This is a genomic window from Vreelandella maris (genome assembly GCF_013371085.1).
Taxonomy (GTDB): domain Bacteria; phylum Pseudomonadota; class Gammaproteobacteria; order Pseudomonadales; family Halomonadaceae; genus Vreelandella; species Vreelandella maris.
In genome coordinates, this window is record NZ_JABWCV010000001.1 from 73736 (window position 1) to 99195 (window position 25460).

General features: G+C 55.7%; 17 protein-coding genes and 1 riboswitch. Of the genes, 8 read left to right on the forward strand and 9 right to left on the reverse strand.

What is annotated here, in order from left to right; genetic code table 11:
• Positions 1-81: 81 nt before the first annotated feature.
• Complete coding sequence (locus HUO07_RS00350) at positions 82-1404, forward strand: DUF2252 domain-containing protein (RefSeq protein ID WP_176301901.1); 1323 nt, start codon at positions 82-84, stop codon at positions 1402-1404.
• Here the strand turns inward: HUO07_RS00350 and HUO07_RS00355 are convergent.
• From HUO07_RS00355 to HUO07_RS00365, 3 genes are all read right to left on the reverse strand, one after another.
• Entirely contained in the window at positions 1370-3214 is a 1845-nt protein-coding gene (locus tag HUO07_RS00355; protein WP_176301902.1) for a GGDEF domain-containing protein, read from the reverse strand. The two genes, HUO07_RS00350 and HUO07_RS00355, sit on opposite strands and share 35 nt — an antisense overlap.
• A gap of 248 nt (positions 3215-3462) precedes the next feature.
• Positions 3463-4515: an SPFH domain-containing protein gene (locus HUO07_RS00360; protein WP_176301903.1), complete on the reverse strand. Its 1053-nt coding sequence runs from the start codon at positions 4513-4515 to the stop codon at positions 3463-3465.
• Between the two features lie 2 nt (positions 4516-4517).
• Positions 4518-5012, reverse strand: a complete 495-nt coding sequence (locus tag HUO07_RS00365; RefSeq protein ID WP_176301904.1) for an NfeD family protein — start codon at positions 5010-5012, stop codon at positions 4518-4520.
• Between the two features lie 152 nt (positions 5013-5164).
• Between HUO07_RS00365 and HUO07_RS00370 the strand changes: the two genes are divergently transcribed.
• On the forward strand, positions 5165-5881 hold the full coding sequence (locus tag HUO07_RS00370; protein ID WP_176301905.1) for a TRIC cation channel family protein: 717 nt from the start codon (positions 5165-5167) through the stop codon (positions 5879-5881).
• 16 nt (positions 5882-5897) lie between these two features.
• Here the strand turns inward: HUO07_RS00370 and HUO07_RS00375 are convergent, their stop codons facing one another.
• The gene (locus tag HUO07_RS00375) at positions 5898-8855 is read right to left on the reverse strand and encodes a translocation/assembly module TamB domain-containing protein (protein ID WP_176301906.1); all 2958 of its coding nucleotides are present in this window, start codon (positions 8853-8855) and stop codon (positions 5898-5900) included.
• 109 nt (positions 8856-8964) lie between these two features.
• On the opposite strand from HUO07_RS00375, the gene HUO07_RS00380 reads away from it, so the two are divergent.
• A complete protein-coding gene (locus HUO07_RS00380; protein WP_176301907.1) occupies positions 8965-9672 on the forward strand; it encodes a DUF3581 family protein in 708 nt (235 codons plus the stop codon).
• A gap of 31 nt (positions 9673-9703) precedes the next feature.
• Here the strand turns inward: HUO07_RS00380 and HUO07_RS00385 are convergent, their stop codons facing one another.
• The 3 genes from HUO07_RS00385 to HUO07_RS00395 all read right to left on the reverse strand — a co-directional run bounded on the left by HUO07_RS00385 (position 9704) and on the right by HUO07_RS00395 (position 16549).
• Positions 9704-10570, reverse strand: a complete 867-nt coding sequence (locus tag HUO07_RS00385; protein WP_176301908.1) for a transglutaminase family protein — start codon at positions 10568-10570, stop codon at positions 9704-9706.
• Entirely contained in the window at positions 10567-12972 is a 2406-nt protein-coding gene (locus HUO07_RS00390; RefSeq protein WP_176301909.1) for a circularly permuted type 2 ATP-grasp protein, read from the reverse strand. The genes HUO07_RS00385 and HUO07_RS00390 overlap by 4 nt, the downstream gene beginning before the upstream one ends.
• A 226-nt stretch (positions 12973-13198) precedes the next feature.
• Complete coding sequence (locus tag HUO07_RS00395) at positions 13199-16549, reverse strand: transglutaminase family protein (RefSeq protein WP_176301910.1); 3351 nt, start codon at positions 16547-16549, stop codon at positions 13199-13201.
• A 375-nt stretch (positions 16550-16924) separates the two neighbouring features.
• Between HUO07_RS00395 and HUO07_RS00400 the strand changes: the two genes are divergently transcribed.
• Together HUO07_RS00400 and HUO07_RS00405 are read left to right on the forward strand one after the other, a co-directional pair.
• Positions 16925-18406 (forward strand): circularly permuted type 2 ATP-grasp protein, encoded by a 1482-nt coding sequence (locus tag HUO07_RS00400; RefSeq protein WP_176301911.1) that lies wholly within the window; start codon positions 16925-16927, stop codon positions 18404-18406.
• Between the two features lie 4 nt (positions 18407-18410).
• Complete coding sequence (locus HUO07_RS00405; RefSeq protein ID WP_008957379.1) at positions 18411-19421, forward strand: alpha-E domain-containing protein; 1011 nt, start codon at positions 18411-18413, stop codon at positions 19419-19421.
• Between the two features lie 4 nt (positions 19422-19425).
• On the opposite strand, the gene HUO07_RS00410 is transcribed toward HUO07_RS00405, so the two are convergent.
• Positions 19426-20481: a zinc-binding metallopeptidase family protein gene (locus tag HUO07_RS00410; RefSeq protein ID WP_176301912.1), complete on the reverse strand. Its 1056-nt coding sequence runs from the start codon at positions 20479-20481 to the stop codon at positions 19426-19428.
• A gap of 321 nt (positions 20482-20802) precedes the next feature.
• Here HUO07_RS00410 and HUO07_RS00415 point away from each other — a divergent pair, with 321 nt between their 5' ends.
• The gene (locus HUO07_RS00415) at positions 20803-22302 is read left to right on the forward strand and encodes a CoA-acylating methylmalonate-semialdehyde dehydrogenase (RefSeq protein WP_176301913.1); all 1500 of its coding nucleotides are present in this window, start codon (positions 20803-20805) and stop codon (positions 22300-22302) included.
• 100 nt (positions 22303-22402) lie between these two features.
• Here the strand turns inward: HUO07_RS00415 and HUO07_RS00420 are convergent, their stop codons facing one another.
• Positions 22403-23095, reverse strand: a complete 693-nt coding sequence (locus HUO07_RS00420; protein WP_176301914.1) for a hypothetical protein — start codon at positions 23093-23095, stop codon at positions 22403-22405.
• Between the two features lie 190 nt (positions 23096-23285).
• Here HUO07_RS00420 and HUO07_RS00425 point away from each other — a divergent pair, with 190 nt between their 5' ends.
• A complete protein-coding gene (locus HUO07_RS00425) occupies positions 23286-23888 on the forward strand; it encodes a peroxidase-related enzyme (protein WP_176301915.1) in 603 nt (200 codons plus the stop codon).
• Positions 23889-23949: 61 nt separating this feature from the next.
• A riboswitch (TPP riboswitch) is annotated at positions 23950-24057 on the forward strand.
• Positions 24047-25426, forward strand: coding sequence for an SLC5/6 family protein (locus HUO07_RS00430; protein WP_176301916.1), 1380 nt, complete (start codon positions 24047-24049; stop codon positions 25424-25426). (Overlaps the previous riboswitch by 11 nt.)
• The last annotated feature ends 34 nt before the right edge of the window (positions 25427-25460 follow it).

The following is a 25460-nucleotide window of genomic DNA, read 5'->3' on the forward strand; positions in this document are numbered from 1 at the left end:
CTTAATTTGTTCATCTTTCTCAACTACATTTGTAGCAATGCGCTTTTATGCAACGACACTTGCACCGACAAAGGCAACGCGATGAGTCATGCACTGACTGGACACAACCGCCCTCAGCAGGTGATTGAGGCAATCCACCTGGCCAATAAAAGCTTGGCAACGGCCACGCGGCAAGCCAAGTACGCCAAAATGGCTGCATCGCCTTACCGGTTTTACCGGGGGAGCAATCATCTTTTCTGGCAAGACGTTTGGCACGATTGGCGCTTTGCGCTGTTTGGCGGCTGGCCGGAAACCCAAACGTGGCTGCAAGGCGATGCTCACGTCTATAACTTTGGCGCTTACGGTCATCACGATGATCAGGTGCGTTATGGCATGGATGACTTCGACGATGCGTTGATTGGCGATTACCAATACGACGTGTGGCGACTAGCTATTAGCGTGGTACTGGATGGTCGCGAGAATGCGGAGCTGGATACCAAGGCGATTAATAAAGCGCTTAAAAAGCTAATAGAAGGCTATTACCAAACGCTGGCGGATCACGTCGATGATAAACTCATTCACGCCGTGACGCTCGACACCGCCAAAGGCCCGCTGAAGCCGTTCATGAATAAGGTGGCGGATAAGCAAAGCCGTGCGCGGATGCTCGAAAAGTGGTCGACAGTTGATGACCAGAAAGGCCGTCAATTCGCCGAACGGCCCGGTAAGCTCGCCAATTTACCGGCGGATGTCGCTAGCCAGCTACGCCGTCTGATTGAGCAGGATTATCAGCAAACGCTGCAACATTCCATCAAGGAGAGTGACCCTCACCATTTTCGCGTGAAGGATACGGCCCGCCGTCTGGATGCGGGTACCGGTTCGCTGGGCGTTGAGCGTTACTACGTATTGATTGAGGGAGGTGTTGAGCACGAGCACGACGATATTATTCTGGATATCAAAGAGCAGGTGCCGCCAGAAGCATTTCGCCTGATGGACAAGCCGCAGCAGCAGGCGTGGCGGAAGCTGTTTCCCAATGAAGGTATCCGCCATGCCGCGGCATTTCATGCCATTGCTGAGCACCCGGATGCCTATTTGGGTTGGTTGACCATGAATGACAAGGTGTTTTCGGTTCGTGAACGGTCGCCTTTCAAGAAAGATATCCCTACGCATAAACTCTCGGGTGGGAAGTCATACCGCAAGCTGGCGAAGCAGTGGGGAGAAATTCTCGCACGTGAGCATTTGCGAGGTGCCCAGGCGCTGAATCAGGGCGACGCGACACGCTTTGCCAAAGCCGTTTGCCAACGCCTGAAAGGAAGGGAAACTCAGTTTGTCGAGGTCGTTTCGACACTGGCAGTCGCTTACGCCGACTGTACTGAGCAAGATTACGCCGTGTTTATTGATCAGTTTCTGGCGACCGATTCACCCTAGCCGATAGACCGCTGGCAACACTCGCTGGGGTCAGCATGAACTGTTGAGCGTGATGCGATTCAGCCCATACTACGCAGCGGTTACGGCCGCTGTGCTTGGCTTGGTAAAGCGCTTCGTCCGCGAGTCGCAGCAGTTTCTGCGGCTCGTGTGTGTGAACTGGGTAAGTGGCTACCCCGCAAGAAAGCGTGATACGCCCCAGCGGTTCCCCCTGATAGATCAACGCCTGATGCGAAATCGCGCTAAGCAGGGCATTGGCGTGCCCTGCGGCTTGCTCAACGGTTGTGGCTGGCAACAGCGCCACAAACTCTTCGCCCCCGAATCGGCAGGTTACGCCCAGCCCCTGGAAGTGTTGCCGGAGTCGCGATGCGATATCTACCAGTACGCTGTCACCAGCATCGTGGCCAAAATGGTCGTTAATCTTTTTAAAATGATCTACGTCCAGCATCAGCAGTGATAAATGGCTACTGTTTTGTTGGGCGCGACAACATTCATGATCGAACACAGTATTGAAATGGCGACGATTATGAAGACCCGTGAGGGGATCCTCAAAGGAGAGGCCTTCCAGTTCATGCACTAGGCGATCCAGTTCTGCTGTACGAGCGGCCACTTTTAGCTCAAGCGTTTCGTTTGATATCGCTAGCTCCTGCTGAGTACGGCGATAGTGCCATAGAAAAATGGCGGCATTAGCCAGTGAAAAGGCGAGTGTGCCATAACTTAGCGGAATAGGGCGCCATGGAATAATACCGTGTGCTACCAGCATATCGGTTACCAGCAGAGGCGCGAAAACAGTGAAGCTTACTACCAGTAAGCGCTGCTCAAGGCTCAGTCTGGGGAATCGGAACAGTGCTAGCATTAACATGACCGGAAGCGTCACTGCCAGTAACGCATCGAATAGCGGAAACGTCATGGACAGGCTAATGATGCCGACCTGAACCAAGCCAATGGCACCTATTAGATAAGCAAGATGAAGACGCCAAAGAATATTTAGCCAGCGTTTGGCCGACCCTTCGAGCCAATGGCTAAGGAGTAACCCCAGCGCAACAGGCAGCATATAGTAGCTCCCCGCCCGCAGGGTATCCCAGGCAAGGGCGTTGCTGGCGATCAGCTGTCGAGCTGGAGCTTCCGCAATCAACATGAGTCCCGAGGCGTAGGCAAAAAGGGCGATAGCGCCAAACCCCCTTCGTTCCGGGCCAATCAGCGCGAAAATGGTGGCTAGAATCGCCAGTACCAGAACCAGTGCACTTACGCCCAGATCCTGAGCCGAATTATGAATAACGTGCTTGAGCACATCTATGCGCTCCATCACCTGGACTTCGCCCCATAGCCCGATGTTGGTGTAATAAGAAAACACGCGCAGGTAAAGAGATTTGCCCGCCGCGTCTCCAGGCAGGTCGAGCATATGCCATGGCCAACCCGCAAACTGCCCCCGCCCTTGGGTATCGAATTCGCCATATTGATAAATCAGCCTATCATCCAGGTAGGCTTGAGCGACTAGGTCAATGCTGGTGATATAGAGCACTGGATCATTCCAATCGCCCTCAGGCAACACGACACGAAACCAGACGTTTTGTTGGCCCTCCCGGCCGGGCGGGTCGGCAGGAAAAGCAATCGCGTTCCAGTCTGGCGATTCGTCCTGCAGCCACTGGGGAGCGCCTTGGGCATTGAGTGGTGAATCGCCCCAGCGATACTCCCACTGATTAAGTGGTTGGGGCGACGTGCTAGCTTGAAGCGAGCAAGAGATTAACATCAGGATGGTAAAGGCCATCATGAGCAGAGTGTCACGGCATTGAGGGTAACCACGAAGCAACATGGTAAATATCCTGATTTACAGCAAGATCGCCTACTACGATGTTTGCATCAACCGATGACACACTGATGGCTTATGCAGCATGGTGCACAACTTTCTGAGCGGTGATAGCTAGTTTAGCGAAAAAATTAGCCTAGGTGATGATGGTTAATTCAACGCTTGAGTACCGGTTATTTAGTCACCTTGGACACAAAAAAACCGGATCCCTCTGAATCCGGTTCACTCCTTATCTGTACGCTGTCATAGGGCTATTAGTGGCCGCTGACCGCACCGCCAACGATTCCACTACGAAAATCGCTATCACCATCGCTACGGTTTTTAAGATGATTGGCCACCGTATCTTCCGGTGATCCTGCCATCTCGCGAAACATGCCCATTGAGCCTAACAAAGCCGAGGATTCATAAGGCACGAAAACCCGTTCGCCATCTTTCGCCATATTGGGTAATACTTTGATGTAGCTCTGGCCGAGCAGATAACCCACCACCGTGCGCTTGTTCTCTTCACTATCGCCGATGGCGCTTAGCACCAGCTTGATAGACTCCTGCTCACCTTGGGCGCGCAGGATGGCGGACTCTTTATCGCCTTGCGCGTTAAGAATCGAAGACTCTCGCTGGCCCTGGGCCATGGCAATCGCCGCTGATTTTTCACCCTCTGCTTCAGTGACGGTGGCTCGGCGCTTACGCTCGGCGGCCATTTGGAGGCGCATCGCGGTTTCCACCTCTTCCGGCATAGCGATATCCTGCACCTCGACACGGGAGATTTTGACTCCCCATTTGGAAGCAGGCTCTTCCATCGCCGCCTGGATCTCATTATTCACTTCCGCACGGGACTCAAACAGCTTATCCAGCTCCATTTTACCGACCACAGAGCGCAGCGTGGTTTTCGCCAATACTTCCACCGCTTGGCTCATATTCACCACTTCGTATACGGCCCGCTTTGGATCAATGATTTGGTAGTAGAGCGCGCCGTTAATGCGCACCGTGACGTTGTCGGTGGTGACGACCGGCTGGCCTGGGAAATCCATGACCGTTTCGCGGCGATCAATTCGGGTTTCGTCGGTAGTAATAGCGGTGTACTCCTCGCCCATTTTGCGATAGCGCAGCATGGTGATTGCGCGGGGCTGCTCGATAAACGGAATGATGATGTTAATACCGCTTTCTAACACGCGGTGGAACGAACCGAGGCGCTCAACCACCATCACTTCCGATTGGCGAATAATGATCAAACCTTTTGAGATGATCACGACGGCGATCAAAACAATAATCAGGCTTATTATTAAACCGGGGCTAATGGGTAAATCCATCGTTAGGGCTCCTTGCGTGGGGAATTATCTTCTTGAGGGTCAATATCGGTGGGCTGATGTAGCTTGACCAGCGCAGTGGTGCCTTCAAAGCGTATAAACACTACCGCCGTCCCGCTGGGTAACTCGGTTTCGCTGCTCTCAAGCACCCTGATGCGATAGAAATCGCCATTCACTTTTATGCCCGTAGCATCATCGAAGTCACGCCGCAGCGTGGTGTAGTGATTGCCTTTCTCGACGCCCGTGCCGGTAGTGCCATAAGCAACGCCCCGAGGGGAGAATCGCGGACGAATGACCATAATGCATAGTGGTAGCAGTACGCCGGTAAAAATAGCCATGCTAAGCAGTTGCCAAGGAAGCGTTAACCCCAGCGCCGTCACGGCTGCCGTGAGCGCTGCGGCAATGCCCAGTGCAAGGAGTACCATCGCGCCAGACGTTAACTCTGCCAAACTTAATAGTAAGGCGAGTACGAGCCAGCTGTAAGCCGGGTTCCAGTCCATAAACGCTCCAACTCCACAGTTAACCTAATGAGGCCAGCGTAACCTAATCACGAGTATTTATCCCAACTGAGTATTGAGCGCCGGAGCCAGTGTTGTAGGGAAGAGTGTTATTCTTGGCGCCTTTATCGATAGCGAGCATTAAGGAGAAGCGCGTGTCAGGCGTGGTTTATTGGCTGGATATGGCGGGTGTCATCGTGTTCGCGCTGTCGGGCGTGATTTTGGCATGCCGGTCACGCATGGACCCGATTGGTATGCTGGTGCTGGCGTCGGTGACCGGGATTGGTGGGGGCACACTGCGTGATCTGGTGTTGGGCGTCAGACCGGTGTTTTGGGTGACAGACCCAACCTATCTCTGGGTCATTTTGGCCACCGTGGGTGTGTCGTTGATGGGGTTACACTATATCCATCGCCTGTCGCGGGGCTTTCTGCCCATCGCCGATGCGTTTGGGCTGGCGCTGTTCACCGTGATTGGTGCCCATAAAGCGCTACTGCTGGGCACGTCTGGCATGGTGGCAGTGTTAATGGGCATGATGACGGGCGTGGCGGGCGGCATGATTCGTGATGTGCTGGCTCAACGAGTGCCCATGGTGCTGCGTGAAGAGGTGTACGCCACAGCAGCCATGGCCGGCGGGGTCGTTTATGTGGCGCTGCATGCACTAGAGGCACCGCTTACGTTGGCGATTGCCGCATCAATCAGCGTCACGCTTGGCCTTCGTTTGGCGGCCATTCATTGGCACTTGGCATTGCCGGTTTTTGCCTGGGTCACGGTGCCCCCCAAAAACCACGATGAGGCGGCGACGCCACTCTCTACGCCGCAAAAAGCCAAAGAGCGGGTGAGGATGATTCGCCGTGAGCGCAAAAAACATTAGGCAACGTTTATGTGTATTACCTGCCATTGGCTTCCCGCCAGCGGTCAAACCAGCGGCGCGGTTGAATAACGTGCAAGGTTGGTTCGCTATCTTCAAGCTCAACGCCTATTCCAACCACTCCAAGGTGCGCATAGAGCGCGCCGTTGGCACTGCGGTCTGCCAGAGCGATGTCCGAAAGCAGTAGCAGCGGGCCACCGGTGAGCGTCAAGTCGCTAAGGCTAATAAGCTCGCCGTTGATCTCTAGTTGCGCCGTGCCCTCGATATCGTGAACATTCAGCAGGCGCCCGAGCCAGTCGCTATCCCTGGCGCGGGCGAGAAATAACCGGGCGAGTAATCCCGTGTCGCGCATCTCCAAACGTAGTTGGCTGGCTAGGCGAACAGGGTCTTCCCACGCTAACTGCGCATCAAACATTGAAAGTTGCACCCACCAACCCGCATCCGATGAGCCGTTTTCATTCTGAAGGTTAACGTTTTCCAGGCGTAGGAAAGAGTCATTAGCAGTAAAGCGGCGTGTATTCAGATCGCCGTCGGTGAGGTGCAAATACAAGTGCACATCGCCCCGTAGGCGCTGATCCAGTAGCGCCAGCTCGGCACCAAAGGCGCGCAGCGTTATTTCTCCTTGGGCGTTCAATCCTTCCAGCAGCCATTCGCTGGCTAGGCTGGCTTGCCCATCAAGCAAGGTGATACCCGCCCCTTCTGGCAGGTAGCGGTTGTAACGAGTGAAGTCGGGCACCTCGGTAATCGGTAGCGCAATACGCGTCGTGAAGTGCTCGGGTTGGGGCGATTCAAGCACTTCGCTAAACTGCTTAGTTTGCGTGGTGAGGGCAAAGTGGCGCCCCTGCACGTGTGGGCTGTCATCGTCTTGGCGCTTTAAGTCAAAGCGGGGAATGCCAAGCGAGAGCTGGGCCTGCTCGGTGCTATCCAACTGGGCGGTGAGTTCGCCGCGTCCGGTGGCGAGATAGTCTAAAAAAGTGACTTCTAACTGGTCGGCGTTGACCCGCAATCGAGTCGGTGCTAACAGGCGGTTATCGCGAAAGGCGCCCTGAGCAAAGAGCTGGCCTTCGCCAGCAATGGCCAAGCCATGGGCGTCAGGCAAAAACGCGTTTAAAAAGCCTAGCCGTTGCACACTACCTTCAAGTGCAAACTGACCACTAGGCACGCTATTGCGGCGCTGAAAACGTCCATCGGTTAACACTAATACGCTCTCTAGGCGCTCGCTAGGTCGGTCGATATCGGCCACTTGCCAGCTCAGCCGGGTGCCGCTGATGTTCAACTCTGAACCATCCATCGCTACTTGCTGGAGTGGCAGGAATAGCTGCATATCACTGGTTAACGTGCCCGCCTGTTCGCCGTGCTGCCAGCGAGTCGTTAGCCCGTTTCCAGCTAAATGCACCTCACCGCTGAGTTGCTCTGACGTCATAGTGAGCTGGCCGTGACTCGTGGCTTGGCCGCTAAGCAACTGCAGAGGTGCAGGGGTGGGTAAAATGGCCGCTAAATAGCTCTGTAACACGCTAACATTGGGCAGGCGAGCCGCTTGCCAGCTGAGCATGGCGGTGGCTTCATCAGGCGCTTTTTGCGGATTAATAGGGCTTGTGGCGATAAGGTTGATGTCAGCGTCGTCAAGTAGCAGGCGCTCTTGGTGATGCAGCGTGGCATCGTTAAAGTTGAGCGTGGCTTCCATTATCTCTTGCGGCGTTAACCGGGCATTGAGTGAACCGCTGCCTTGGGCGATAAAGCCGAGCGTATCGGCTGCCAGTTCCGGTGCTTGAATGTTCAGTTGAGCATCGTATGGGCGCGACTCGCGAATGCTGGCTGAGGCATCCATTTGGCCATGGCCAGAAAGGCGGATGCTCTGTTCGTCAGCATACGCAGTAAGATAACGGTCAAGCATATCCAAACGAATGATATTGCCCTTTAATGCCAGGGTAGCCGCTGTGGGAAGGTCGAGCTGATCCAGGCGTTGATTGGGAATTTGGGTCGCAAGGCGAAGTTCAGGATGCTCTGCATAGGGGCGCTTCTCGGCCAGTTCTACTTCTGCCAGCTCTACATCACTGAGCTGGGTCGAAAAATGCAGTTGGTCGTTCTCAACCGCCAAGCGAACTTGGCCTTTACCGGTGGCTGTTTGACGTGGAGGCGGGTTGTCAGCGATTAGCCAGCGGGGTGAATCATCGGGCGTGCGCAGGCGTTGCTCATCAACGGCTAAGCGCAACACTGGCGCAGCCAGCATTAATTCGCTACCGGGCTGTAACTTACCCGCGGTTAGCTTAAGTTCTCCTGTTAATGCGCCGCGCCCCTCCAGGGTTAGCCAGGGCAGGGCATCTAAATAGGGCATAAAGACATCCCAGGCATCCGCTTGGGCAGCTAGCTGAAGCTGGGCAGAAAGTGCTGACAGCAGGCGGGAGTTAAGTTCGCCACTGGCGACGTTGACAGGGGTTATCGAATCGAGCGTTGCCTCGGCGTTAAGATTGATATTACGAACTAAGGTTGCTTGATCACTCAGGCGAACTAAACGACCATTAGTAATGGCGAGCGAAACAGTAGGAATGGCTAGGGTGTCGCGGCTTAGTGTGGTCTCTGCTACGTGTAGCTGGCCCTCCGCTTCCAGCGCGATATCACCGACGGTCAGGCGGCGAATGCCCTCAGCATCGAGCGCGTTAATATGCAGCTCGCCGCGCAGCAGGGCCAGCAAAGAGAGCGAAAGGGTAGCGCGTTCGGCCTCAATGGAGATCGGCAAGGCTTCATCTTCACGAGCGAGATACAGCCCCTCGACCTCCCAACGCCCGGGGTGTCGGCTGGCGCCTTGCTCCCAGCGGATGTCGATGCCTTCAAATTGGGAAATGCGTTTGGGTAGCCACTGACTATTAAGCAGCCAATAGCTGCCCGCTACCCAGATCAGGATGATAAACAGCACGCCAATCAACACCCTGAAAAGCAAGCGGGGTAGGCGATTTTTACGAGTGTTCGCGTCAGACATAGTGGCTTCCCTGGCAGATTACTCCTGTTGGGGCGTGTTTTATGGCATTATGCGCGGCGTTGGGCAGTGATGGGTTTTCGATTTCAACGCTAGGCAGGCAACAAACGCCATGTTCAAGGATTTTTATACGCAGCGCGGAGAGTATGTGGTGATCTCCGCAGAGCAGGCCAGTCGCTTCGCCAAAGGCGTGGCGGGTGACTACAACCCTATTCATAATCCGGATGCACGCCGCTTTTGCGTGCCCGGCGATCTGCTGTTTGTATTGGTGCTCACAAAGTTTGGGTTGTCGCGGCAAATGGAATTTCGCTTCACCAACATGGTGGGCGCGGATACGCCGCTTAAATTCAGCGAAGCAGACGACGGCACACTGCATGTCTGCGATGAGAGCGGTAAAGGTTACTTGCAGGTGGTGCGCAGGGGTGACATTACCCATGATCCCGCTGTGGTGGAAGCCTTTGCACGCTGTTATGTAGCGTTTTCAGGCAAGAATTTCCCCCACTATCTCAAACCACTCATGGAGCAACATGGGGTTATGTTTAACCCTAAGCGCCCACTGGTGATCTACGATAGCATGGGTTTTTCACTCAAGCGCTTAGATGGCTTTTCACCGGGCTTAACGCTGAATCACTCTTCGTTAGAAGTTAACGGCAAACGTGCCGATGCACGGCTGGAATTCTCGATAGAGTCCGCCGGTGAAGCGGTAGGGGTGGGCTCCAAAAAGCTCGTGGTGAGCGGCCTGTGCGATTATGACGCCGATGAAATGGCCGCTATTGTTGAAGAGTTTTATCGGCTTAAAGCCGCTTACGAATCAGCCTGATGGCTATCAGATATTAATAATTATTAATGTTTTAGCTCGCCAGCGGCATGACATCGACTTCAACTTCAAGATGGTGTTCGCCGCCGCCGTTCATAACCCCTTTGAGCGGCGCGACATCTGCATAATCACGCCCCCAAGCCAGTACGGGATGCTGTTCACCAGCCACTGAGCCATTGGTGGGGTCAAGCGCCAGCCAGCCCCATTCAGGGATCCAGGTCGCCAGCCACGCATGGGAAGCATCCGCGCCGATCAGGCGCGGATGCCCGGGCGGTGGCTGGGTTTCCAGATAACCGCTGACGTAGCGCGCGGCGAGCCCTACCGAACGCAGTGCGCCAATCGCCAGGTGAGCAAAGTCCTGACAAACCCCGCGCCGGTTGGCGAGCACCTCGCTTAACGGTGTCGCCAGCGTAGTAAAGCTGGGGTCGTATTCAAAGGTGCTATAAATCAACTCATTTAGCGCTAGCGCCGCTTCAATAAGTGGCCTGCCCGGGGTGAAGCAGCTGCGGGCAAAGGCCGCTAGCTCGTCGTTACGACGGATAAACGGTGAGTCCAACCGGTAGAGTTGAACGTCAAAGCTGTTGTCCTGGTTAAGTAGCTGGGCAACGTTTTCCCATGCTGGTGAAACAGTTGGCAGGGCGGTGAGCGGTTGAGTATTCAGTGGTGTTACCACGGTGACATCCAGCGTTTGATGAACCTCTTCCATGGCGAAATAGAGCACCCGGTTACCGAATATATCGCAGCGCTCCTTTTGTACCTGCGGCGCAGGGCTAATATGTAATTCCGAAGCGCCACACTGCTGATGGGGCGTTTTGCGTGGAAGCACCCGTGCTTCACTATGGCACAACGTTACCGGAGCGCTGTAGTGGTAGCGGGTGGTATGCCGCAACGTATAGTTCATGCATCGGGCTCCATACTAACTAGCTGGCGAGGTCGTTCCACATGGCTGAAATGGCTCTGGCTAATGGCTTCAGAAAGCGCACTCAGGGGCTCAATCAGGGCGTCCAGCAGTTGTTCTAACGCCTCTTGCGCCTCGGGGGTATCCGCTAAATGGCTCAAACGATCAATATCCGCAAGATGGAGCGCTGCATTCGCCTGAATCAACAGCCTGCGTTCGGCGTTACGGTAGGGGGATGTAGTGCCGGGCAGGCGATCCATCTGACGCTCAATGCGCTTGAGCATATAACCCACCGAGCGAGGGTTAGTCTCGTCGAACAGCAGTAGGTCAAGAATGGCCGCTGGGTGTAGCTCGCTGCGGTAGCGGCGTCGATAAGCGGTAAAGTTATCGGTGGTGGCAAGCACGACTTCCCACAGTGCCAAGCCCGGCGAATGCGGCGCATTAAGGGTAAGTTTGAGTAGCGAGAGCAAGCCCAGCACGCGATCCAGGAAGCGGCCAATATCCATGAACCGCCAGCCATAGTGGTGCGGCATGGTCTCGTTGCAGAGTCCGAAAAACGCAGCCAGCTGGGCCGATAGCCCTTCACAAGCGCGCCGCGCCGCGCTGGCTCCCAAGCTGGGGTTGAAGGTGGCCATGCGTTGGCGCAACTGGTGCACGACCCTCCAGGAGTCGTCGCCTAAATGGTCGCGCACGCTGCGTGCATTACGCATTAATTGCGAGAATAGTGGCTGCAGCGCTTGGGGTTCCACGTCATCGAACTGCGCCAGTAGCGCCGCCCGCTTTTGTTCAAAACCGGTCAGTGGCGCTTGTAAGCGGTGCTCGTCGTCTTTGTTGAGCGTGGTGATATCCAGGGCTAGCAGTAGCTCATCCAGCAACTGGTCGGCGATCGCGTCCTGGTCGTACTCCATCAGCCTTAGCAGTGCTTCACGCAGCAAGCGGGCGCGCGTGTCTAATCGCTCACCGTAGCGGCCTAGCCAAAACAGGCTTTCAGCCACCCGGCTGGGTAGATCCGTCCCATCCCGCGTGGCCACCACCGGGCCGCGGGCCTGGCGCAGCTGGCTGACATGCGGCTGGGGTGAGGCTGCGGTGACCCACACATCTTTGACAATGCTGGTGCTCAGTGAGGGCAAGCCAGGCGCACCGACCCAGGCTAAACCGCCAGGCATCACCTGGTATTCGTCCTCCGTGTTACGGTTGACGGTGGTCGGGGTGCGGGTCACAAAGCAGCGCAGGTTTAACGTAGTGGGCTCCAGCCGCTGCAGGTGACTGTCAAATATCGGTGCGCTGGCCGGTTGCGTAGAGGCATCGGCGTTGGGTAGCAACAGTGTCTCACCCAGTAAGTGTTCGCACAGTGCTGGCAGGTAGTCAGCTAATACTGGGGCTTCTAAAATGCCTACCCCCAGTGCGTTCGATAACGCTACACCGCCTGAACGCATAGCTTGTAACAGCCCCGGCACCCCGAGCTGCGAATCGCCGCGCAGCTCCAGCGGGTCGCAGTAAGCGTCGTCGCAATGGCGTAATATCACATCGACCGGCTGCAAGCCGCCCAGGGTGCGCAGCCAAACCTGCGTATCACGCACCACCAAGTCCTGCCCTTCTACCAACGCGATATTGAGGTAATTAGCCAGATAGGCGTGCTCAAAATAGCGCGGGCTCGCCGGCCCCGGCGTTAATAGAATCAGAGTGGGATTATCGCGGTGCTGATAGGCCATGGCGATGAGCGTTCGGTGATGCAAATCCAGGAAACCCGCCAACCGCTTCAAAGGCGCGTTACGGTACATGCCGGGTAGGGCACGGGCCATCAATATGCGATTTTCAAGCGCAAAGCCCGTACCGGACGGCGCCTGTAGCCGGTCGGACATAACCCGCCATTGCCCTTGGGTGTCCTGAATAATATCCACGCCGTGAAAGCCTATCGGTGCACGGTCGTTGGGTAGCGAACGATGGCAGGGCAGCAAGAGAAGCGGTGATGCAAGCAGTTCCTGAGTCGGCAACAGGCCTAGGTCAAAGAGTGTTTTGGGCCCGTATATGTCGTTATAAAGGGCGGTCAGCAGGCGGCTACGCTGGGTAAGCCCTGCCTCCAGCGCTTGCCACTGCACTTCATCAATCACCCAGGGCAGTGGGTCGAGCCGCCAAGAACGCCCTTGGGTTTCATCGTGCATATTGAAGATGACGCCGTTTTCGGCCAGCAGGCGCTGAATCTCTTCATGCTGCTGCAAACGCCCCGTGGGGCCCATGCTCTCCAGCGAGCCCAGTAAGCTTTCCCAGCCCGGGCGTAACTGCCCTTGACCATCGAGCATGGCGTCATACGTGCCGGGCTGTCCCTTGCCTAGCTGGTTCAAGTAATCCTCAACGAGCCCATTAGCCATGGGCGCGAGAAGTGAGGGTGAGACAGGGGCCGTCATTATCCTTGTAATCCTGAGAGGTAAGGGGGCGGATTATCTAGCACTGGCTACTAAGAGAAAAGCATTAGCTTAGAAACCCGCTGATTAACTATTGCGCTTGGCCATACGGCGTTAAAAATCGCCTCAAAATGCTCATTTACACCCAGTAAACTCCGCTTTTTCGTTAATTTTTGCCTTGTCTGGCCTTCGCTCATTACGTTAATCAGGGGCTCCTTAGTTAAAAACATTAGCTAGGCGTCCAGCGCAGATCGAGCGTTTGTGGCAGTTCCAGGCTGGGGGTTTCCAGCTTGGGAGCTTGATGGCCATGACTATGGCCACTGTCACTAAAACGCCCCAGTCTTCGGGCTTCGGCTTCAAACGCATTGACCGGGAAGGTATCGAAATTACGCCCGGTCGGATGCACCACGTAATAGGTACAACCCGCCACAGAGCGCTGGTTCCAGGTATCAATCACATCAAACACCAGCGGTGCATGAATAGGAATCTGCGGATGCAGTGCCGAGGGCGGCTGCCAGGCGCGGTAGCGCACCCCGGCGACTGCTTCCCCGTTTCTGCCGGTGGCTGAAAGCGGCACCCGGCGCCCGTTGCAGGTCACCAGGTAGCGGTCACCGCTCATACCGCTGACTTTGACTTCCAGGCGCTCCACCGAGGAATCCACGTAGCGGGCTGTACCGCCCGCGGCGGCCTCTTCACCCAGCACATGCCAGGGCTCGATGGCTTGGCGTAGCTCGATATCTAGCATGGGCGTATGCAACCGACCGTGCAGCGGAAAGCGAAACTCCAGGAAGGGAGCGAACCACTCAAGATCAAAATCGAAGCCGTGGTGGCGTAGATCACTGAGCACATCGTCAAGATCGTTCCACAAGTAGTGGGGCAGCATCCAGCGATCCTGCAAGGCGCTACCCCAGCGCACCGGTTTGGCCCGATAGGGTGTTTTCCAGCAGCGCGCGACAAGGGCGCGAATCAGCAGCATCTGCATAAGGCTCATGCGCGCATGGGGCGGCATCTCAAAGCCACGTAGCTCCAATAAACCGAGTCGGCCGCTGTCGCTATCCGGTGAGTAGAGTTTGTCGATACAGAACTCGGCGCGGTGGGTGTTGCCGGTTAGGTCAGTTAACAGGTGGCGGAGTAAGCGATCGACCAGCCAGGGTTGTACTACGTCACCTTCGGGCATTTGCTGTAACGCAATTTCCAGCTCGTAAAGTGCTTCGTGACGTGCTTCATCCACCCGCGGCGCTTGGCTGGTCGGGCCAATAAATAGACCCGAAAACAGATAAGAGAGGCTAGGGTGATGCTGCCAATAAGTCACTAAGCTGGCGAGCAGATCCGGGCGGCGTAAAAACGGCGAATCGTCAGGCGTCAGGCCGCCTAGCGTGACGTGGTTGCCACCGCCGGTGCCGGTGTGGCGTCCGTCGAGCATGAATTTTTCGGTGCCCAGGCGAGTTTCTCGTGCCTCAGCGTAGAGCCGTTCGGTTTGCGCGACCAGGGTTTGCCAGCTGGCCGCAGGCATAATATTCACTTCGATCACGCCTGGGTCGGGGGTGATCATAAAGTTTTCCAGGCGCGGGTCTCTGGGTGGTGAGTCGCCCTCTACCATCACCGGGCAAGCGAGCTCTTTAGCACACTCTTCAACGGTACTGAGCAGGTCAAGGTAGTGCTCTAAGCTGGTGAGCGGCGGCAGGAAAACATGCAAACGGCCCTCTCGAGGCTCCACACATAGACTGGTGTGAATAATGCCACTCTCGCGGTCGTTTTCTGCCCGTGGCTGCTGCTGGACATCTTCGCCTTCAGGGTGCGATGGGCTGGGGTGGCTGGATCGCCCCAGGCGTTCGGCATCGCTGATATGCAGTTGTTCAGCGTTGCGGCGGGCGACTTCGCCGTGAATGTCGCCCAGTGCCGGGCGGGGAGCGAATAGCGATTCGGGCTGGGGCTGCTCTTCCGGGTCAGCCCAGGGCAACGCCGAAAGCGGTAAGCGCAGCCCCATGGGGGAATCGCCGGGAACCAGAAAAAGGTGGTCGCGCTTGAGCGGCCAGCGGCCGCTTTCCCAGCGGTGAGCTTGGCTGATCGAGTGGCGCAGTGGCAGAGCGTAACCAACGACTTCGTCCAGGCCTTGTTCCAATAGGCGGGCTAAACGGTGGCGCTCGGCATCATCTTTAAGGTTGGCTTCGCGTGGGTCAACGTTAACTGGCAGCGACTGCTCTTTCCAAAGGTAGTAGTAGGCATCCTCAAACGCCGGAATCCAGTAACGTTCGGCCACACCCAGCCGCTCGCTGAGTGCCTTGGTAAAGCGTTGCGCCATGGTGTTATCCACGTTCACTTTCGGGGCAGCCTCCAGGCAGGCCAGCCACTGTGGGTCGCGCCATAGCGGCACTCCATCTTTACGCCAGTAGCAAGCCAGCGCCCAACGGGGCAGCGGTTCGCCGGGGTACCACTTGCCCTGCTGCTGCTGAATGGCGCTGCTGGGGGCATAGGCGGCCTGAAGGCGCGTCAGTAGTGCTTCGGCACGTTCCCGCTTGTGCTCACCGAGCGCTTCGGTATTCCACTGCGGGCTCTCCATATCATCGACCGATACAAAGGTAGGTTCGCCACCCATGGTCAGGCGCACATCTTGCTGAAGAAGCTCGGCATCCACGTCGTCGCCGAGGTTGCAGATACGCTGCCACTGCTCATCGCTATACGGCTTGGTGACCCGTGGGTCTTCGTGGATACGCTCCACTTCCATGGTCACATCGAATGTGACTTCGCACTTATCCGAAAAACCGGTAATGGCCGCCGCGCTACCCGTGGTGGGGGTTGCGGCCAACGGGATATGGCCTTCGCCTGCAAACAGGCCCGAGGTGGGGTCAAGGCCTACCCAGCCTGCACCAGGTAGAAACACTTCGGTCCAGGCGTGTAAATCGGTGAAATCTACTTCTGTACCGCTGGGGCCATCGAGTGCCTTGACATCGGATTTAAGCTGAATCAAATAGCCCGATACAAAGCGTGCCGCGAGGCCTAGATAGCGAAAAATCTGTACCAGCAACCAGGCGCTATCGCGGCACGAGCCACTGGCCAGGGACAGGGTCTCCTCACAGCTTTGTACACCGGGCTCCAAGCGCACCAGGTAACCGATATCGTCTTGTAGGCGCTGGTTAAGTGCGACCAGGAAATCGACGGTGGTGGTCGGTTCGCGGGGCACGCCCTTGAGCCACTCCATCAAGCGCGGCCCGGACTCGGTGATTTCAAGATAAGGGCCCAGTTCCTGGCGCAGCGCTTCCGGGTAATCGAAGGGAATCTGTTGCGCAATGTCGTCCAGGAAGAAATCGAACGGATTAATCACCGTCATCGGGGCGATCAGCTCGACGGCGATGGTTAGCTCTTTACGCGGTTCTGGGAACACCACGCGGGCGTTGAAGTTGCCAAACGGGTCCTGTTGCCAATTTAAAAAGTGGTCTTCGCCGGAGAGCTTGAGCGAGTACGACTCAATATGGGTGCGGCAGTGGGGCGCCGGACGTAGCCGAATAACATGGGGTGATAGACGCACCGGGCGGTCAAAGTGGTAAGTCGTACGATGGTACAAGGCAACGCGAATGGTCATGGGCCACCCTCAAGAGAACCGTTATCAACCGGATAGTCGGCTGGGTTAGGGAATAACCGAACGTTTCGCAAGTATCGTTCCACTTTTACTTTTTTGCAGCCGCTATATTAAGTAAGGCGTTTAACTAAAGTGGAAATGGCGTTATGCACCAACTTGAAGCCAACTGGCCGCACCAAAAGAAAGCATAAAAGGGTTTTGTTGGGCGCTGATGCTCTGCCAAGTAATGTTTGAGTAGTGTTTAAGTAAGCGAACGTTGAAATATCGCAAAAGATGGTACGCATTTTGCTCTCAATTGTTTGATTGTTTTGCACGCGGCAGGCCTACACTGAGCATTGAGGAAGTTGCCGCTTCCACCCCAGCGCCAGGAGAGCGCCCATGAGCCAAGTGAATTGGAATAACTATGCGTGTCGTGATTTTTACGATGAGCTGATGGCCGCGCCCGGTCAGCCACGCGAGTCAGCGGGTGAATTGTGCAACATGTTGGCAAGGTTTAGCGCAGAAGAGTTAGCAGAGCGGAAAACGGCGGCGGAGATCGCTATCCGTACCATGGGAATTACTTTCACCGTTTATTCAGAAGGGGCAATGATCGACCGTGCCTGGCCGTTTGATATTGTGCCGCGCATTATTCCCGCCAATGAGTGGCGTAAAACCGAGGCGGGGCTCAAGCAGCGCGTGCAGGCGCTAAACTTATTTATTGATGATCTCTACCACGACCAAAAGGTGATTAAGAACAAAGTGTTACCCGCTGAGGTATTGGCGCAGTCGGTTAATTTTCGCCCTCAGTGTGTAGGCATTAATCCCCCTCACGGCGTGTGGGCGCATGTTTGCGGGTCAGACCTGGTGCGCGATGGCGACGGTACGCTTTATGTGCTGGAAGATAACCTGCGCATTCCTTCCGGCGTTTCTTACATGCTTGAAAATCGCAATGTCACTAAGCGAGTGCTGCCGGAGTTATTCGCCTCAGGCAAGATTTTGCCTGTTGATGATTACGTGGCTCAGCTTTACGACATGCTAGCGTCGATGTCGCCGCGCCCTGGCGATGACCCGCAAATTGTGGTGCTGACCCCAGGGATTTATAACTCTGCCTACTTCGAGCACGCCTATCTTGCCCAGCAAATGGGTGTAGAACTGGTGCAGGGAAGTGACCTGTTAGTGGATGACGATGATGTGGTGTATATGCGCACCGTCGAGGGTATGCGCCGCGTGGATGTTATTTACCGCCGTGTTGATGATGAGTTTCTAGACCCGGAAGCGTTTAATCCTGAGTCAATGCTGGGTGTTGCGGGCCTGATGCGCGCTTGGCGGGCGGGTAAAGTCGCGCTGGCCAACGCGCCGGGCGCTGGGGTGGCGGATGACAAGGTGGTTTACGCTTTCGTACCTGCGCTGATTCGTTATTACCTCGATCAAGAGCCGCTGTTGCCCAACGTGCCGAGCTACCTGTGCATGTTTGAAGACGACCGCCGCTATGTGCTCGACCACCTGGATGAATTGGTAGTCAAGCCCGCCAATGAGTCGGGCGGCTACGGCATGTTGATTGGCCCGCGCTCAACCAAAGAGACCCGCGATGAGTTTGCGCAGTTGATCAAGGCAAATCCACGCAATTATATGGCCCAGCCCACCCTGGCGCTTTCTACTACGCCTACGCTAGCGAATGGGTTGCCACAGCCGCGCCATGTGGATTTACGCCCTTTCATACTCTCAGGGCCTGAAATTCATGTCACGACCGGTGGTTTGACGCGGGTGGCTTTGATAGAAGGATCGCTGGTGGTGAACTCTTCACAAGGCGGCGGCAGTAAAGATACCTGGATTGTAGAAACCGACGATAAGGCGGCAGCGGCCGCGGTGAAAGGAGCCTAACGCCATGCTGTCACGCGTTGCTGAGAATCTTTACTGGATGGCGCGTTATATTGAACGAGCGGAAGATACCGCGCGCCTATTGAGCGTTAACAGCCACCTTATGCTGGATTTGCCGGGACGCTTGCCGTTAGGTTGGGCCCCACTTATCGAAATGACCGGCAGCCTGGAAGCCTTCACCGCACGCCATACAGACTTCGATGAGCGCAATGTCGTACATTTTTTATGTGCCGATACCGAGAATGATATTTCGATTATCTCCGCCCTCGCCAGTGCTCGCGAGAACCTCAGAACCACCCGGGATGTGGTGCCTCGGGAGATTTGGGAGGAGGTTAATCAGCTCTATCTGAGCGTCGTCGACCATGCTGAACATGGCGTTAGCCCGCGCCGCCGCGATAGCTTTCTCAAAAGCGTGATTCGTGGTTGCCAAGCGTTAACGGGGCTCATTGAGGGCACCTTGAGTCATGGCCCGGCGCGTACGTTTATTGAATTAGGGCGCCAGTTGGAGCGGGCGGATATGACGACGCGCATTGTGGACGTGCGCTCTGCCAGCTTGCTGCCGCAAAACCCTGAGGAGCTACTGCCGTTTGAAAACCTGCAGTGGATGAGTGTGCTTAAATCACTCACTGCGTATCAAATGTACCGTCAGCAGGTGCGTTTACGAGTGCGGGGGCCGGATGTGCTGCGTTTTTTGCTCCAAGACCCCAACCTGCCACGTTCGATTGCCTGCAGCCTCGAAACACTAGGCCATGAGCTTACCTTGCTTCCCCGCCAAGACCGCCCCGCGGCGACGGTTTCGCTGGTTCGCGCGGACGTAGTCGATGCCGATATCCAAGCGCTCGCCCATTCGCCGAGCAAGTTGCATGCTTTTATTGACGAGCTGCAAATTGGTTTTGCCGCCATTCACGATACGCTGAGTGCGACCTACTTTGTGAATGACGACACGGTTCCCCGAGTGGCACAAACGCAGAGTCAGACGCAAAGCCAAAGCCACGCGGGGGACAACGACAACGATTGACGGGCTAGCGCTCAACAGGGCTGGCGGCTTGGATCAGTTGATGCAGGTACGCCAGCTTATCGCGCACGGCGGGGGCGAGCACCGCTGGCGAAAGGTCGAGCAGCCCCATATCCCGGTTGAGTTCGTTCACCGCCAAGCCGACCTGATGAAAAGCCATCAGCATGCTGTCCAGGCTGCCGTCGTATTCGACATGGGTAATGCCCATGTGCAGTGCGGTATCCAGCACAGCCACCATATCCAAGTAATAGGCAAAGGTTTCGGCGAAATCCTCCCAGGGGTGCATGGTGGCGTAGGCAGAGATAAAACGCTCAGGCCAGTCGCTGGGGGCGCCCTGTTGGTAGTAGCGCTCTAACGCTTCGGCATAGCTTGGCCGATGGTGGTTGCCAAACACCGCACGACACGCCTCTTCATCGCGATCCTTTACCAGTACATCCCAATAATAGTGGCCAATTTCATGACGGAAGTGACCGATGAGCGTGCGGTGTGATTCGTTCATATCGACGCGCAAGCGTTCACGCTCAACGTCATCGGCTTCTTTGACGTTAATAGTGATATGGCCCGAGGCATGGCCGGTATAAACCTTCTCTTGCTTCGCGGTAGAGCGCCATAACCCCTGGTCGGGGAGGGCGTCGGCCATAAATGAAAAGCTTAGCGGCACGTTAATAGCATCGTCTTTGGTGCCGTGTGGCAGCTTGAGTAGATCGAGGGTATGAAATAGCCGCCGCTTCGCTGCTTCAAGCGCCGCCCAGCGTTCACGATGACCTTCAATATTGAGGTCGGGAATTACCTCGTTATAACGACAGCAGTCGCAGAGTGCATCCGCTTGGCCATGTGCCATCACCACCATACGGTTACAGACGTTCTCAACGGCGTAGTTGTGGCATTTCATCAGTGCTGTATCGCAACCTGGATGAGTGCAGCGATACCCACCGCTATCCAGCGGCTCAATCGCGACAATATTGCTACAGGCGGGGCACCAGCCGACGTCTGCCTGGCAGGTAAGGCAGTGGGTGTTTTCATAGAAAAGTGGATTGCCACAGCGGCAGCTGAAGGTCTGCATCGTTAATTCCCTGTGCTTAAACACGTTATGCGTAGCGTTTGCCGTGAACGGTTTGAAAAGCCACGGCGCCCCTGATTAGCCGAAGCATAGCCAGCACGGCATAACAATGGAAAGGCTAATTGACGCCATACGGCAGATTTTGTTTACTCGTAGGATACTTGGTTGACGTTAACGTCAACTTGCTGCTATACCCTGTGTTCTTGCTTACCGCGATGCGCAGGCAATCACTGCTTTATGACAGCAATCGCAGCCATAACAATTACAGCCATAGCCACAACCATCACAGCCACCACAACCAAAACTATAAACAGGAGCAACGTTATGTCCGTTCGCGAAATACCCATGTATATCAATGGTCAGCCCGTACCGTCGCAAAGTCAGGAATGGCGCGATGTGGTTAACCCCGCTACACAAGAGGTCGTTGCGCGGGTGCCGTTTTGCACCGCTGACGAAGTTGAGCATGCCATCAGTAATGCCAAGGAGGCTTTCAAGGAGTGGCGAAAAGTGCCGCTTGGCAAGCGAATGCGCATCATGCTTAAGCTTCAGGCGTTGATTCGTGACAATACTGCAGAGCTGGCGGCACTGATTACCGAAGAGCACGGCAAAACCCTGCCGGATGCGGAAGGTGAAGTAGGCCGTGGCCTGGAAGTGGTGGAGCACGCTTGCTCGATTACCTCGCTGCAACTGGGAGAGCTGGCTGAAAACGCTGCCAACGAGGTGGATGTTTACACCATGCATCAGCCATTGGGTGTGGGCGCAGGGATTACCGCGTTCAACTTCCCCATTATGTTGCCGTGCTTTATGTTTCCGCTGGCGATTGCCACCGGCAATACCTTTGTTCTCAAACCCTCAGAGCAAGATCCTAGCTCCACTATGCGCTTAGTCGAGCTGGCCCACGAAGCCGGTATCCCGCCCGGCGTGCTCAATGTGGTACACGGTGGTCCGGATGTGGCTAATCAAATTGCTGATCATCAGGATATCAAAGCGCTCTCGTTCATTGGCTCTACCCACGTGGGTTCGCTGTTGTATAACCGCGCCGCCGCAGCGGGCAAGCGGATGCAGGCGATGATGGGGGCCAAGAACCACTGCGTGGTGATGCCGGATGCTAACCGCAGTCAGGCGATTAACAACCTGTTGGGCTCAGCCTTTGGTGCGGCTGGCCAGCGCTGCATGGCCAACTCGGTGGTGGTGCTAGTCGGTGAAGCACGCGAATGGCTAAGCGACATTGTTGAGGCGGCGCGGGCAATGAAAGTCGGCCCTGGTACCCAGCTAGATGCAGATTTAGGACCCCTGGTATCGCCGGCTGCTCGTGATCGTGTGCTGCGTTTAATCGATGCAGGCGAAAAAGAGGGCGCCAAACTGATGGTCGATGGTCGCAATGTTCAAGTGGACGGCTACCCCAACGGTAACTTCGTGGGCCCCACTCTGTTTGCGGATGTGACCGCGGATATGACCATTTACCGCGAAGAGATTTTTGGGCCTGTACTGTGTGTGGTCAGTGTTGAAACCCTCGATGAAGCGATCGAATTTATCAACGCCAACCCCAACGGCAATGGCACTTCTATCTTTACTAACTCTGGTTGGATTGCTCGCCGTTTTGAAACCGATATCGATGTGGGTCAGATTGGTATTAACGTGCCCATCCCCGTACCGGTTGCCTACTTCAGCTTCACTGGCTCGCGGGCATCAAAGCTGGGGGATTTAGGGCCTAACGGCAAACAGGCGATTGCCTTCTGGACGCAAACCAAAACCGTCACAGCGCGTTGGTTTGAACCAGAGAATGTTTCTAGTGGCATTAATAGTACGATTTCGCTTGGCTAAATGAAGCGCTATTAAATGCCTGTTGCTGGCCCCGCATTAAGCGGGGTCAATTGATAGCAGGCGAGGCCAAAGCCAAGCCGATGAACCGACATATCGGGATTTAAAAGTTATCAAACAACGGCAAGCTTTCTTCCAACAGTTGTTCAATGGGGCCAAGTTGGCTTTCATGCAGCACCAGCAGGGAGTGTTCGTTCATGAAGTCCTGGGCAGGCGGCACCAGCAGCGCGAACTCACCTTCTTCGAGGTGAAACTCATGTATTTCGCGCAAACCAAGCGGCGTCATGCATTGCGAGCAGCGGTAGGTGTCATCTTCGCCATAAATCAGGCGGTGGTACATTTTAAACAGCGTATAGAGTGCCAAGCCGCCCTCAAACGCTGGCCAGCGCGCTGGGGTATGACGAATGCCGTTGGTGAGGTCTTGGCCCTCGGCTTTCGCCTCTGCAATCGCATCGGCTAGCGGGGCAGCAAGAATGGCGGTTTGGTCAGCAGGTAAAGGCGTGTTGTGCTTGGAGGCGTCTTCAAAATCCTGCACTGCTCGTTTGAAGTCTGAAACGTCACTGAGGGTGTAGTCGACATGCTGCAGGTCGTCGGGCTCAAACCCACCATTTTCCCAGCCATGAATGACTCTCAAGGTCATTTGGCCCCGCGTCATTGGGCGGGCAAGTAACATATGCAGCATGATCCGAATATGTAGCTGGCGTTCATCCGTATCATTTTCAAACGCTTGGTAGGGGTCAGCAAACAGTTCGTTTAGACGACCGGAGATGTGTTCTTTTGCTTCGTTATGGCTCATGTCAGTGTCCCTTTGAACGAACTGATTATTAAGCGTTAGGCGCGCGGTTCTTTTATGCCAGCTATTGCAGGTCGTTACGTCAGTATGGCGAGCAGGGCCGCTAATTAAAAGTCACTTAAGTTAGCGTTTTGTTACGTAAAGGCTAAGCCGTTTTTATGAGATGGTTAAACTTAACAATAAAGAGGTGATTATGTCTGCTTCATTAAGCCGTTTTAATGTACCAGAAACGTTAGATGATCTGCCCGACGATATTCGCCACGCTATTTTGGCCGTCCAGGAAAAGGCAGGGTTTGTGCCTAATGTATTTTTAATGTTGGCCCATCGTCCTGCTGAATTTCGTGCTTTCTTTGCCTACCACGATGCGCTCATGGAGCGTGAATCTGACTCGCTCACTAAAGCCGAGAAAGAGATGATTGTGGTCGCTACCAGTGCGCGGAATCGCTGCTTGTATTGCGTGGTGGCGCATGGGGCACTGGTGCGCATCTACAGCAAAGACCCGCTGCTTGCGGATCAGGTCGCCATCAACCATCGCGTGGCGCCGATTAGTGAGCGCCACCGCGTCATGCTCGACTTTGCCATGCACTGTGCCATTGATGTCGGTGAAATGACCGATGAGTGGCGCACGCGCCTGCGGCAAGAAGGCTTTAGCCAAGAGGACTGCTGGGATATAGGCGCTATCGCGGCATTTTTTGGTTTGTCGAATCGACTGGTCACCCTGGCGGGTACGCCGCCCAATGAGGAGTTCTATCTGATGGGGCGAGTGCCCCGCGCTGAGACTGTCAACACACCTTAAATCTTACCAAGACGCGAAACTTTACTAAGGCGCGTTTTTGGTTGACGATACCGTCTTCATTCACTGTCGCCAGGGGAGCCCTGCTTGCAAGGGCTGAGAATGCGCGCTGCGCAGACCCTGGAACCTGATCCGGTTCGTACCGGCGGAGGAAGTGCGACATGCTATATCTGACGTCAGCCGTGCTTGGCGCGGCGCTGTGCTGCTTTGCTTTTTTAGGCCTACGGGCTCGCTGGGTGGATGGTCCCGTTGATGACTATGTGACGGCCCGCAACTCACAAACGGCTTCAACCCTGGGCCTCTCCTTTCTTGCCTCCGGCATGGGGGCGTGGATACTCTTTGCCCCGCCTGAAATTGGCGCCTTTGTTGGCCCCCTCGCATTAGCAGGTTATGCGCTCGGGTCGGCACTGCCGTTTATTGTATTAGGACTCTACGGGCCAAAAATTCGCCGTGCGTTGCCGGAAGGGCGCAGTATCGCCGAGTTTGCAGAGGCGTGCTATGGCCCAGGCGTGCGGCGCTGGGTAACGTTGGTGTCGGTGGGCTATATGGCTTGCTTTCTAGCAGCGGAGCTCACCGCCATTGGGGCAATCACCGCGCTATTGTCAGATGTGCCGCCCGCGCTGGTGATTATTGGCGTTGCCCTCACCACCCTGGTGTATACCGCGGTTGGCGGGTTGCGTGCCAGCCTTGCCACAGACCGATGGCAGGCATGGCTGTTGCTAGCGCTTCTGTTGGCGGTGGGTAGCGTTACGTTATGGCGCCTACCCACAATGCCTAGCGAGGCAACGCTGCCTTCCATCCCCGTTACCAGCGCGCTAAGCGTTGCGTTAACGCTGGTCATCGCCGTCACCGCAGCGAACCTTTTCCATCAAGGGTATTGGCAGCGCGTTTGGGCGGCGAGGGATGATCAAAGCCTGGGCCGTGGCGCTTGGCTAGGCGGCGGTATGACCGTCGTCGTCGTGATGCTAATTGGTGGTTTGGGCATGCTGGCGACAATGAGTGGGGTTCCCCTTGGCGAGCCGCCGATGCCGTTTTTCGCCCTGCTAACGAAGGCCCCAGCTTGGCTGACGCTACCTGCCTTAGTGCTGGCAGTCACCTTGGTGGCCTCCAGTGTGGATACGTTACAAAATGGTATCGCTTCCCTGGTGGTGTCGCGCAGCGAACAGCGGGGTGTTTCCATTACCGCTGCCCGTTGGGTCACGATTGCATTGATGATACCGGTGGTAGTGATTGCTTTGCAGGGGTTGTCGGTACTGCGGCTATTCCTGATTGCTGACTTACTGTGTGCTGCCATTGTGGTGCCTGTGCTGCTAGGTCTGTGGCAGCGCATGACCCCTTTCGCGGCTATCGCGGGAGGCGTTGCAGGATTGCTGGGTGCCATTATTCCAGGGTGGTTCGGTCAGGGCAGTCTCATCGCGGGAGTGGTAGCTGCCAGTTTTCCGGGCAGCATTCCTACGCTGGGGCCGTTTGTCGGCGCGATAGTCGCCTCTACGCTGGTTAGTGTGTTGCTCGCGAGTATGAGTAAAAATAATAAGCAGTAAGCAGGAAAGTGCTGGTCGCGATATGCTGGTAGAC